The following is a 10,638-nucleotide window of genomic DNA, read 5'->3' as shown; positions in this document are numbered from 1 at the left end:
CTTCGCCACCGACTGGCTGGTGTCGGCAGCCATGGTCGTCGTTACTTCCAGCCCTTGAGGATCTTGCGGAACTCGGCGCCGGCGGCCTTGGCGGCGTCCTCGGGGGTCGAGGCCCCGGTGACGGCCTTGGTGTATTCGACCTTCAGCGGCTCGAAGAGGGAGCCGTTCTCCGGGATCCAGGCGCGCTCGACGGCCTTGTCCACGGCCGGCTTGAAGAACTGGACCATGTCGTTGGACTTGACGTCGGCGTGCTCGTAGGCGGCGGTCCGGGTCGGGAGCAGGCTGAGCTCCTTGGCGGACTGGACCTGGACCTCCTGCGAGGTCAGGTACTCGACGAAGGCGTGCGCGGCGGCGCGGTTCTTCGACCCGGCGTAGACGGCGAGGTCGTGGCCGCCCTGCGGGCCGCCCGCCTTGACCGAGCCGGCCAGGACCGGGGCGATGCCCAGGTTGGCCTTGTCCGCGAACTGCTCGCCGGCGTAGGTGTCCTTGATCGCCCAGGGGCCGTTGATCATCATGGCGACCTGGCCGGTCTTGAAGGCGGTCTGCATGTTCTGGTAGCCGTCGGTGGAGTTGGTGACGGCTGCACCGGAGGCGACCAGGTCACGGGCGGCCTTGAACGCCTTGACGCCGGCCTCGTTGTCGACCGTGACGGCCTTGTTCTTCGCGTCGACCAGGTCGCCGCCCTCGCCGTAGATCAGCGGCAGGAACCAGTAGGAGTCGTCGCCGCGGAGGTACAGGCCGGTCTTGCCGGTCTTCTCCTTGATCGCGGCGGCGGCGGTCTTCAGCTCCTCCAGGCTCTTGGGGGGCTGGACGCCGGCGTCGGCGAGCATCTTCTTGTTGTAGAAGAGGCCGAGGGTGTCGATGACCTGCGGGACCGCGTAGGTCTTGCCCTCGTACTTGCCGCTGGCCGCGGCCTGCGGCAGGAATTCGGCGTCGACCTTCTTGACGGTGTCGGCCGGGACCTGGTCCAGGTAGCCGAGCGAGGCGAAGTCGGCGACCCAGCCGACGTCGGCGCGGATCACGTCGGGGGCCTCGGAGCCGCTGCTGAAGGCGTTCTTGACCTTGTTCTGCGCGTCACCGTACGGGACGTTGACGTACTTGACGGTCACCTTCGGGTGCTTCGCGGTGAACCCCTCGGCGATCTTCTGGAAGGTGGCCTTCTCGGCATCGTTCGAGGTGTCCCACCACGTCACCGTGCCGGAGAGCTCCCCACCGGCCTGGGTACCGCTGTCGTCCTTGGTGTCACCGCCGCAAGCCGTCGCCGCGAGCGCCAGGGTCGCGACCAGCGCGGTGGCCGCTATGCCACGCCGCATATGAACTCCTTCGATGATCCCGGCCGCTCCCTCGCGGTCCCGAGTTGCAGGGAACGTAACAAGCCTGAAAGCCGGCCGAAAGAGCTTGCGGCAATTTTCTGCAAGCGGGCCCGATCGTTACAACCGCGTGTCCTGACGGTTGCCGCCGCTTGCTGGTCGTTCGAATTTCCGTCGGGTCATCAGGCCTGCAAGGAGGGCTTCGGCAGCCCGCAACCAGGGGGCATGTGGGCGCGTTGAGCCCGATATGACCCATGAGCTGACCGCCTCCGGGCTTGCAAGCGCTTCCAGCAAGGCCACTGAAAGCGCTGTCGACGATCGCGTCGGCTGGTGGCGCGATGCCGTCATCTACCAGGTGTACGTCCGCTCCTTCGCGGACAGCGACGGCGACGGCATCGGCGACCTGCGCGGGGTCCGCTCCCGCCTGCCGCACCTGGCCCGGCTCGGTGTCGACGCGGTGTGGCTGACGCCGTTCTACGTCTCCCCGCAGGCCGACGGCGGCTACGACGTCGCCGACTACCGGGCCGTCGACCCCCTCTTCGGCGACCTGGCCGACGCCGACGACCTGGTCCGCGCCGCGCACGCCCTGGGCCTGCGGGTCATCGTCGACGTCGTCCCCAACCACACCTCCGACCGGCACCCCTGGTTCTGCGAGGCCCTCGCCACCGGCCCGGGGGCCCCCGCCCGGGCCCGCTACCACTTCCGCCCCGGCCGCGGCGCGGACGGCGCCGAACCCCCGAACGACTGGGAGTCCGTCTTCGGCGGCCCCGCCTGGACCCGCACCCCGGACGGCGACTGGTACCTGCACCTCTTCGCCCCCCAGCAGCCCGACCTGAACTGGGAGCACCCCGAGGTCGCGGAGGAGTTCGCGTCCGTCCTGCGCTTCTGGCTCGACCTCGGCGTGGACGGCTTCCGCATCGACGTCGCCCACGGCATGGTCAAGGCGCCCGGCCTGCCCGACATCGGCCGCGGCGCCCAGGCCACCTTGATCGGCACCGAGCCGCTCCCCTTCTTCGACCAGGACGGCGTCCACGAGATCCACCGTTCCTGGCGCCGTCTCCTGGACTCGTACGAGGGCCCGCGCATCGGTGTCGCCGAGGCCTGGGCGCCGACCTCGGAGCGGCTGGCCCTGTACGTCCGGCCCGACGAACTGCACCAGGCGTTCAACTTCCGCTTCCTGAACTGCCCCTGGGACGCCGCAGCGATGCGCACCGTGATCGAAGAGTCGCTCGCCGCGACGACCGCGGTCGGCGCCCCGACGACCTGGGTGCTGTCCAACCACGACGTCGTACGCCACGTCACCCGCTACGGCAACGGCGACGGCCGCCGCGGTCTGGCCCGGGCGCGGGCCGCCGCCCTGCTGATGCTGGCGCTGCCCGGATCGGCGTACCTGTACCAGGGCGAGGAGCTCGGCCTGCCGGAAGTCACCGACCTGCCCGACGAGGTCCGTCAGGACCCCGCCTTCCGCCGCACCGCCGGACAGGACGGGCTGCGCGACGGCTGCCGCATCCCGCTGCCCTGGTCCGGGAAGGAGCCGCCGTACGGCTTCGGCCCGTCCGGCAGCAGTTGGTTGCCGCAGCCCCGCGGCTGGGGCGCGCTGACCGTGACCGCACAGACCGGGGACCCGCACTCCACCCTGGAGCTGTACCGGGCCGCCCTGGAGCTGCGCCGCGCCCTACCCGGCCTCGGCGGCCCGGACGCGGGCCCGCTGACCTGGCAGTCCGCCCCCGAAGGCGTACTGCTCTTCACCCGGCCCGGTTTCGCCTGCACCCTCAACAGTCGGACGAACCGGGTCGAACTGCCCTCTCCGGGCCGTCCCGTCCTCTCCAGCGCTCCCGTCGAGACGGACGGGCGGACCGTCCGTCTTCCCCCGGATTCGTGCACCTGGTGGGCTTCGTAGCCCGCGACCGGTACAGTCCAATCCTGTGACCGCACGGCTTGCCGACATCGCAGCCCAGGCGGGGGTCAGCGAAGCCACAGTCAGCCGCGTGCTCAACGGCAAGCCCGGTGTGGCCGCAGGCACCCGCGAATCCGTGCTGGCCGCGCTCGACGTACTCGGTTACGAGCGCCCGGTGAAGCTGCGCCAGCGCAGCGCCGGACTGGTCGGGCTGATCACCCCCGAGCTGGACAATCCCATCTTCCCCGCGCTCGCCCAGGTCATCGGCCAGGCACTGACCCGCCAGGGCTACACGCCCGTACTGGCGACGCAGACGCCCGGCGGTTCCACCGAGGACGAGCTGACCGAGATGCTCGTCGACCGTGGGGTCTCCGGGATCATCTTCGTCTCCGGGCTGCACGCCGACACCACCGCCGACATGGGCCGGTACGAACAACTGCGGGCCAAGGGCGTCCCCTTCGTCCTCATCAACGGCTTTTCCGACAAGGTGCAGGCGCCCTTCGTCTCCCCCGACGACCGGGCGGCGATGCAGCTCGCGGTCACCCATCTGACCGCGCTCGGCCACACCCGGATCGGCCTGGCGGTCGGCCCGAAGCGGTTCGTCCCGGTGCTGCGCAAGATCGAGGGCTTCCGGCTCGGCATGAGGGAACGGCTCGGCCTGGACGAAGCCGCCGTCGAGGAACTCGTCCAGCACTCCCTCTACAGCCTGGAGGGCGGGCAGGCCGCCGCCACGGCGCTGATAGCGCGAGGCTGCACGGCGATCGTCTGCGCCAGCGACATGATGGCGCTCGGCGCGATCCGGGCCGCCCGGCAGCAGGGGCGGCGCGTACCGCAGGACGTCTCGGTGGTCGGCTTCGACGACTCGCCGCTCATAGCGTTCACCGACCCGCCGCTCACCACGATCCGGCAGCCCGTGCAGGCCATGGGCCAGGCCGCCGTCCGCACGCTGCTGGAGGAGATCGGCGGCACGCCGGCACCGCACAGCGAGTTCGTCTTCCTGCCCGAGCTGGTCGTCCGCGGGTCCACCGCGTCCGGTCCCGAGCAGCACCGGGGGCCTTCGTAGCCGGTCCGCCCCGGACGGCGCCCCGGCGGGGCCCTTCCGGGGCGTGTCATCCCCGAGGCTGAGCGGCTGCAGACGGGACAGTCCCGAGGGATGATCGAAGGCGAGAAGGCATCTGGCAGACTCTCGTCCCATGGGTGAAGCGAGCGTGAAGACACTGGAAACCAGGACGGACGTCTCGTCGCCCCCTGCGGTCGACGACGAGCCCCGTCCGGAACACCAGCACACGCTGCTCACCCGCCTGCGGGCCCCGCGCCGGCCACGGATCTGGTTCGAGATCCTGCTCATCGCGGTCAGCTACTGGACGTACTCGCTCATCCGCAACGCCGTGCCCGAGCAGAAGGCGGTCGCCCTGGCGAACGCCGATTGGCTGTGGCAGATCGAACACACCCTCGGCATCGCGGTGGAGAAGACCGTCAACCACACCGTGAACTCGGTGACGTGGCTGATCGTCGGCATGAACTACTACTACGCCACGCTGCACTTCGTGGTGACCCTCGGTGTCCTCGCCTGGATCTACCGCTGTCATCCGGGGCGGTACGCAGCCGCCCGCTTCGTCCTCTTCGCCACCACGGGCGTGGCCCTGGTCGGCTACTACTTCTTCCCGCTCGCGCCGCCGCGGCTGATGGAGACCGAGAACTTCATCGACACGGTGCTGGTCCACCACACCTGGGGCTCGATGGCCTCGGGCAACCTCAAGAACATGTCGAACCAGTACGCCGCCATGCCGTCCATGCACATCGGCTGGTCGCTCTGGTGCGGGCTGATCATCTGGGCGGTGGCGGCGGCGCCGTGGGCCCGGATCCTGGGCCTGCTCTACCCGACGGCCACGCTGGTCGTCATCGTGGCCACCGCCAACCACTTCTGGCTGGACGCCCTCGGCGGCATGCTGTGCCTCGCCTTCGGGTACGCGGTGTCCCTCTCCTGGTACGGCAGCCTCCCCCACCGCCTGCCGCGGCACCCCGTCCTCACGGGCCCGCATCCGGCGACGGCCGCGCTGCTGAACCGGTTCCGCACCCCGCCCCCTCGGAGCTGAGGGCACGATGCCGCGCCCTCCCGGACGACCCCGGGCCGAGGCGGTACTCGCCGCCGTGCCCGAGCTCGCCCCGTACGCGCGGGACGCGGCACTGCTGCACCCGGAGCGCGGGCAGCCGGACCGTGGCAGCAGCTCGCTCGGCGGTCCGCTGCTGTGGCCGGCCGACGAACCGTGGCCCACGTGCTCCCTGCCCGACGAGACCGACCCCGACCCCGACGGCGGGCCCGCCACGGCCATGGTGCCGGTCGCCCAGATCTTCCGGCGCGACGTACCGGGGCCCTGGTGGCCGGACGGGATCGACGTGCTCCAGGTGCTGTGGTGCCCCAACGAGCACTGGGATCCGCCGGCCCGTCAGAGCGAGGGCAGCCCCGTGGTCGAGGTCCGGTGGCGGCGCGCCGCCGACGTGGCGGACCGGCTCACGGACCCGCCGGCGCCGGTGCGGTTCGACGAGGACGGCTACCTGCCCCGGGCCTGCACCCTCACCGCCGAGTACGTGACCGACTTCCCCTTCCGGGACGAGCTGCCCGAGGAGATCCGCCCGCGACTGGCGGAGTCGGTCCGCGCGCTGGGTGACGGCGGTGACGCCATCACCCGCCTCGGCGGCTGGAAGCTGGGCGGCTGGCCCACCTGGCACCTGAACCACCCCGCGGTGTTCGAGTGCGCCGACTGCGGCACGACCATGACCCTGCTGTTCACGGCGGCCAGCGACGCCGAGACGGGCGTGGTCGTCGGCCGCTACGGCGACCTGCGGGTCTTCACCTGCCCCGCCGACCACCGCCACGGCTTCCAGGTGGACCTGCACTGACGACCACGGCGGGCGTGCGAGCGGCCGCATCATGGCCCTCGGCAGGCAGTGATCGGTGTCAGCGGGGAGGTCCTCACCACGAGTGCAGCGGAATCCGAGCACCCGATCTATCCGCCGCTCCGGCCACGGCTGACGGTCGAGGAACTACTGGCCGCTCGCCTTCATTCACGCCGAGCGCCGATGCGACGTCGCTTGAGCGCCGCCGCCATGCAACCCGTCGTCCTCGACACCGATGTCGCGTCCCTGACCCACAAGGGCAAGCTCACCGGCCCGCTGGCCACCCGTCTGATCGGCCGCAAGCCCCTGATCACCTTCGTCACCTTCGGCGAACTGACCCAGTGGACCGAGATCCGCAGTTGGGGCAGCCGCCGCCGACAGGAACTCGCCGACTGGCTCTCCGGCATCCCCGTCCTCCCCGGCGATGAAGCCGTCGCCGCCACCTGGGGCAAGCTCTCCCCTGCAGGAAGGCAGGGCGGGCGGCCGCAGCCGACGAACGACAGGTGGATCGCCGCCTAGCACCACCTGCGCATCCTCGGCGAAGGTTGGCCCCGGCCGACGGCGATCATTGGCGCCCCATTGCCCGAAGGTCCGGGCGGCCCTACTGCCGGCCGAACGCCATCCACTTCTCCGGCGAGTCCAGCGGGGTGAAACCGGCCCGGGCGTAGACGGCGTGCGCGTCGCCGGTGGAGAGCAGGATCCGGCGCAGCCCGTACGGCTCCAGGTGCTCCTTGACCGCCTCGACGAGCGCCCCGCCGAGCCCCTTGCCGCGGGCGCCGGGATCCACGTAGACGTCGCAGAGCCAGGCGAAGGTGGCCCGGTCGGTGACGACGCGGGCGTACGCGAGCTGGGCCCCGGAGGCCTGGTCGTAGACGCCGAAGTTCACGGAGCCCGCGATGGCGTCCTCCTGCTTCTGGCGGCTGCGGCCGAGGGCCCAGTACGCGTCCTCGGAGAGCCAGCGGTGGACCAGGCCGACATCGAGCCGGGCGGGGTCGGTGGAAATCTCGTAGCCGTCGGGCAGTTCAGTGGTCATCCCGGCATCCAACCAGCGCCCGCCCGGCCCCGGCCAGCCGTTATCGTCCGTCGGGCCCTGGAGAAGGACCCGGTCCAGCGCGGTGCGCAGCCCGGCGGCGGACACGTCCGAGGCTTCCTGGACGAGCCGGAACGGTACGCGTCCGGATCGGCGTCCCTCACTACGACGAGTACGGCGACGGCCTGACCGGGGCCCGCTGCGGCACAGGACGGAGGGGGCGGTGGAGCGACTGGAGGAGGCGGAGCGGGAGGCGAACCGGCCCGCGCCCGGTGCGTGGGGCTGTGTGGTGGCGCCGCTGGCGGGGGTCGGCACGGGGGTGCTCGGGTCGGTCCTGCTCTCCGCTGCCTGGCGTGCCTGCGACGCCGGCGTGAACGGGGCCGCCAACGGCCTCGCCCTCGCCCTCTACGGGGCGCTGCTCACGCTGGTCGCGGTGACGTGGTGGGGCGTGGTCGCCGGGTACGTCGGGCGGCGGAGCCCGACGGTCGCACTGCTCGGCGGGGTGACCGGCACGGCGGTGATGGTGTGGGGGTTCGTGGCACTGTTTCAGGTCCCTCACGGTTACACGTGCTGATGCGGGACGGCCGGAGTACCTGCGGGACCACGCAAACGCAGTGGCAGCAGGTCACCGTCGGATCGGAGGATCAGACACATGGAAACGGTGGTGCAGTGGGTCCGCACGTCATGGACCAAACAGTCCCGCGGCGGGCCGGCGGCCACCCATAGGAACAAGACCCCCACGGCCTTTCCCCTGCCGCCTGTGGCGCCGCCCTTCGTACACAACGTGGTCATGCACGAAGCCGATGATTTCCAGCCCCGCTTCGAAACGCGGAAGGGTCTACCCGACTCCGGCTCGGACACCGGTGTGCTCCTGCACGAAGCCGACGGCCTGCTCCGGGTCCAGCTGACCGTCACGCCGTTCGGCATGCCACGCAGGTGGCGACGTCCTCCAGCAGTTCGCCTCGCCCACGGCGAATGGCTCCGTTGGCAGGTCAACCACCGCTTCGCGGGCACGTGCAGCGGCGACTGGACCTACCGCCTCGACACGCTGAACATCGCCCACGGCCCGGCACCGACCGCCCCGACCGACCTGTTCCTGGGCACACCTACTCGCCACGTCGACGAACGCGCCGCTCTACGCTGACCCGTCCTGGCGACAACCTGGCTGACGAGCGGGTCGGTCGGCGGTCATCCCGAGATGCGGGACCCGATGCCGGCCAGGGCCCCGGTGAGGGTGCGGGTGAAGGCGTCGTCGGCGAGGATCCGGTGTCTTTCCCAGGCGTAGGCGAGCCGTGTCTCGCGCTCCAGCAGCCGGGTCAGTACCGGCTCTGCGGCGGCGGCCGGGGCGCCGATCTCGCCGAGGTGCCGGACGGCGCGCGGCGTCGGGTACGCGATGTGCCCGTCCCACTCCGGGTCGACGGCCGCCAGCAGCACCGGCACCGCCGGCTCCGGATCGCCGGTGATCCGCCACCAGGCGTGGGCGGCGGCCACCCGGGTCCAGGCGCCGGGCGAGTCCAGGAGCGCCCGCACGGCTCCGGTGTGCCGGGCGGCGGCCGGGCCGAAGTCTGCCAGGTAGGGCAGGACGCGGCTGCCGAGGCCGGAGGCGATGTCGGCCGCGTAGACGCGGAGGGCGAGGGAGTCGTCGCCGGTCACGCGGGAGTGCGCCCAGGCGGCCACCCGCACCCCGTGCCAGGAGCCCCGGGCATCCGGGCCGTACGGGCCGGGCGGCCGGACCGCCCCGGTGGCTAGCTCGGCCAGCCGGCCCGCGGCGGCTGCCGCCGGCTGCCCGATCCGGCCGAGGACGCGGGCGGCCTCGTACGCGTACGGCCCCTCCAGGCACGCCAGCACCTCGGGCAGGGCCGGAGCCGCCGCAGGCCCCCAGGCGGCCAGGACGTCGAGGGCGCAGGCGTTCCCCCCGGCGGCCGGATCCGCCCCCAGGTCACGCCGCAGCAGGGGCAGCAGCTCGACCGCGGGAAGCGCCGCGAGCGCGGGGGCGTTGCTCCGGTCCCACCAGAGCCGTTCCCGTACCGCGAGGCGGTGCAGCGCGGGCATCACCCGTACGTCGCCCACGCTGGCGAGGGGAAACGCCAGCTTGCCCATCAGGCGGTCGTGGGGGTCGCGGACCAGCTCGTCGAGCCGAGCCGCTATCCGGTCGGCATGCGGAGCCGCGGCCCGTCCTGCCTGGACGAGCACGTCCCGGGCCTCCCAGCCGCCCTCAGCATCACCACAGGCATTCCCGACTATGGTCTTCCAGGCCGCCGGGTCCGGGCGCCGAAGCCGGCGCACGGCCTTGACGGCCGCCCTCACACTCCACCGGTAGAGCCATGCTCTAGGCACCGGCGGCGGCCACGAATCCGGCCCAGGCGGCGGGGCTCAGCGCCAGACGGCCGCCGTGGGGGACCTTCGAGTCGCGGACGAGGATGGTGCCGGGCAGGTGGGCCGCTCCGACATACGCGGAGCCGTCTGTGGTGCTGTGGCTGCTCTTGGTCCAGGCGATCTCGACACACGCAGGCCCGTCGTTGGTGCTGTAGCTGCTCTTTGTCCACGTCAGCGCGGAGAGGCCCTCGGCCGACAGCTTGATGCTCATGTCTCCCCTAGTACCTTCTCGATGAACGTGAGCGATTCGCGAGGCGTCAGAGCCTGTGCTCGGATCATGCCATAGCGCATGTCCAGGATCTGCACCTCTTTTGGCTCGGTGATCAAGCGGCTGACCAGCTGAACTTCGTTGTGCCCGACCGTTGTTCCGTCGTTCAGGCGCATCAGCCGGAGAGACCCGGCGAGCCCAGCGTGTTCCTCTACGGCGGTGGGCATCACCTGAAGCTCTACGTGCCGCAGACTGCCAACGGCGAGCAGGTGTTCCAGTTGGCGGCGCAACACCATCTTGCCTCCGATGGGACGCCGGAGAACAGCCTCTTCCTGCACAATCGTCAGCAGCGGTGCAGGGTGCCGGTGGATGACGCTCTGGCGAGCCAGTCGCGCGTTGACGAGCCGGTCGACCTCGTCCTCCGAGTAGGCAGGGCGCCTCACCCCGTACAGGGCGCGCGCGTAGTCTTCGGTCTGCAGCAAGCCCAACACGACGCCACTGTCATACGCACCGATCTCGACAGCCTGAGACTCCAACTTGGCCAGATCGCGGACCTTTTTGGGATAGCGGGCCTTTTCCACGTCGACCTTCATCGCCGCGATCTTCCCACCCGCCTCCAGCACCTCATCCGCCTTGTCGAGGAACTCGGGACGGGGAATACGGGTGCCGCGTTCGATCTTGTAGATCAGGTTCGGGCCGTAACCCATCCTCTTGCCGAACTGAGCCGCATCGAGGCCTGCCGCCTCGCGCCACATTTTCAACTGGCGTCCCACCGTGGCGATTACCGCCCCGGATTCGTCCTCCGGATCGAGTTCCCAGCTCGATTCGTCGGCACCGTCTGCGTTCACTTCCACCTCCGATTTGACCGGGAGGACAGCACGGGACAGCCCTGGACAACCGCTGTACACAGCGCCCTCGA

At 71.0% G+C, this 10,638-nt stretch carries 12 protein-coding genes; 7 read left to right on the top strand and 5 right to left on the bottom strand.

Going from position 1 to position 10,638, the window contains the following annotated elements; translation table 11 throughout:
- Nucleotides 1-41: 41 nt before the first annotated feature.
- Entirely contained in the window at nucleotides 42-1,313 is a 1,272-nt protein-coding gene (locus ACFV7Q_RS26955) for an extracellular solute-binding protein (protein ID WP_385432076.1), read from the bottom strand.
- A gap of 244 nt (nucleotides 1,314-1,557) precedes the next feature.
- On the opposite strand from ACFV7Q_RS26955, the gene ACFV7Q_RS26950 reads away from it, so the two are divergent.
- The 5 genes from ACFV7Q_RS26950 to ACFV7Q_RS26930 all read left to right on the top strand — a co-directional run bounded on the left by ACFV7Q_RS26950 (nucleotide 1,558) and on the right by ACFV7Q_RS26930 (nucleotide 6,624).
- Nucleotides 1,558-3,210 carry a glycoside hydrolase family 13 protein gene (locus ACFV7Q_RS26950; protein ID WP_385432075.1) on the top strand — a complete coding sequence of 551 codons (1,653 nt, stop codon included), beginning with the start codon at nucleotides 1,558-1,560 and terminating at the stop codon, nucleotides 3,208-3,210.
- 25 nt (nucleotides 3,211-3,235) lie between these two features.
- Entirely contained in the window at nucleotides 3,236-4,270 is a 1,035-nt protein-coding gene (locus ACFV7Q_RS26945) for a LacI family DNA-binding transcriptional regulator (protein ID WP_361096941.1), read from the top strand.
- Between the two features lie 130 nt (nucleotides 4,271-4,400).
- Nucleotides 4,401-5,303 (top strand): phosphatase PAP2 family protein, encoded by a 903-nt coding sequence (locus ACFV7Q_RS26940; protein WP_385432073.1) that lies wholly within the window; start codon nucleotides 4,401-4,403, stop codon nucleotides 5,301-5,303.
- A gap of 7 nt (nucleotides 5,304-5,310) precedes the next feature.
- Complete coding sequence (locus ACFV7Q_RS26935; RefSeq protein ID WP_385432072.1) at nucleotides 5,311-6,108, top strand: hypothetical protein; 798 nt, start codon at nucleotides 5,311-5,313, stop codon at nucleotides 6,106-6,108.
- Between the two features lie 180 nt (nucleotides 6,109-6,288).
- Nucleotides 6,289-6,624, top strand: a complete 336-nt coding sequence (locus tag ACFV7Q_RS26930; RefSeq protein ID WP_385432070.1) for a type II toxin-antitoxin system VapC family toxin — start codon at nucleotides 6,289-6,291, stop codon at nucleotides 6,622-6,624.
- Nucleotides 6,625-6,706: 82 nt separating this feature from the next.
- Here the strand turns inward: ACFV7Q_RS26930 and ACFV7Q_RS26925 are convergent, their stop codons facing one another.
- Nucleotides 6,707-7,138: a GNAT family N-acetyltransferase gene (locus ACFV7Q_RS26925; RefSeq protein ID WP_385432068.1), complete on the bottom strand. Its 432-nt coding sequence runs from the start codon at nucleotides 7,136-7,138 to the stop codon at nucleotides 6,707-6,709.
- 220 nt (nucleotides 7,139-7,358) lie between these two features.
- Here ACFV7Q_RS26925 and ACFV7Q_RS26920 point away from each other — a divergent pair, with 220 nt between their 5' ends.
- Both ACFV7Q_RS26920 and ACFV7Q_RS26915 read left to right on the top strand, forming a co-directional pair.
- Nucleotides 7,359-7,709, top strand: a complete 351-nt coding sequence (locus tag ACFV7Q_RS26920) for a hypothetical protein (RefSeq protein ID WP_385432066.1) — start codon at nucleotides 7,359-7,361, stop codon at nucleotides 7,707-7,709.
- Between the two features lie 216 nt (nucleotides 7,710-7,925).
- Nucleotides 7,926-8,279 carry a hypothetical protein gene (locus ACFV7Q_RS26915; protein WP_385432065.1) on the top strand — a complete coding sequence of 118 codons (354 nt, stop codon included), beginning with the start codon at nucleotides 7,926-7,928 and terminating at the stop codon, nucleotides 8,277-8,279.
- Nucleotides 8,280-8,323: 44 nt separating this feature from the next.
- On the opposite strand, the gene ACFV7Q_RS26910 is transcribed toward ACFV7Q_RS26915, so the two are convergent.
- The 3 genes from ACFV7Q_RS26910 to ACFV7Q_RS26900 all read right to left on the bottom strand — a co-directional run bounded on the left by ACFV7Q_RS26910 (nucleotide 8,324) and on the right by ACFV7Q_RS26900 (nucleotide 10,567).
- On the bottom strand, nucleotides 8,324-9,328 hold the full coding sequence (locus ACFV7Q_RS26910; RefSeq protein WP_385432063.1) for a hypothetical protein: 1,005 nt from the start codon (nucleotides 9,326-9,328) through the stop codon (nucleotides 8,324-8,326).
- Nucleotides 9,329-9,464: 136 nt separating this feature from the next.
- The gene (locus tag ACFV7Q_RS26905; RefSeq protein WP_385432062.1) at nucleotides 9,465-9,722 is read right to left on the bottom strand and encodes a DUF397 domain-containing protein; all 258 of its coding nucleotides are present in this window, start codon (nucleotides 9,720-9,722) and stop codon (nucleotides 9,465-9,467) included.
- Nucleotides 9,719-10,567 (bottom strand): helix-turn-helix domain-containing protein, encoded by an 849-nt coding sequence (locus tag ACFV7Q_RS26900; protein ID WP_385432060.1) that lies wholly within the window; start codon nucleotides 10,565-10,567, stop codon nucleotides 9,719-9,721. Before ACFV7Q_RS26900 ends, ACFV7Q_RS26905 begins: the two co-directional genes overlap by 4 nt.
- Nucleotides 10,568-10,638 lie beyond the last annotated feature (71 nt).

Source organism: Streptomyces sp. NPDC059851 (genome assembly GCF_042732005.1).
In the GTDB taxonomy this organism is placed as follows: domain Bacteria; phylum Actinomycetota; class Actinomycetes; order Streptomycetales; family Streptomycetaceae; genus Streptomyces.
This window is presented reverse-complemented; position numbering and strand designations above follow the sequence as displayed.

Coding starts and splice junctions, on each gene's coding strand:
- ACFV7Q_RS26955 (WP_385432076.1), bottom strand. CDS start 1,313: ATGCGGCGTGGCATAGCGGCCACCGCGCTGGTCGCGACCCTGGCGCTC.
- ACFV7Q_RS26950 (WP_385432075.1), top strand. CDS start 1,558: ATGACCCATGAGCTGACCGCCTCCGGGCTTGCAAGCGCTTCCAGCAAG.
- ACFV7Q_RS26940 (WP_385432073.1), top strand. CDS start 4,401: ATGGGTGAAGCGAGCGTGAAGACACTGGAAACCAGGACGGACGTCTCG.
- ACFV7Q_RS26935 (WP_385432072.1), top strand. CDS start 5,311: ATGCCGCGCCCTCCCGGACGACCCCGGGCCGAGGCGGTACTCGCCGCC.
- ACFV7Q_RS26930 (WP_385432070.1), top strand. CDS start 6,289: ATGCGACGTCGCTTGAGCGCCGCCGCCATGCAACCCGTCGTCCTCGAC.
- ACFV7Q_RS26925 (WP_385432068.1), bottom strand. CDS start 7,138: ATGACCACTGAACTGCCCGACGGCTACGAGATTTCCACCGACCCCGCC.
- ACFV7Q_RS26915 (WP_385432065.1), top strand. CDS start 7,926: ATGCACGAAGCCGATGATTTCCAGCCCCGCTTCGAAACGCGGAAGGGT.
- ACFV7Q_RS26905 (WP_385432062.1), bottom strand. CDS start 9,722: ATGAGCATCAAGCTGTCGGCCGAGGGCCTCTCCGCGCTGACGTGGACA.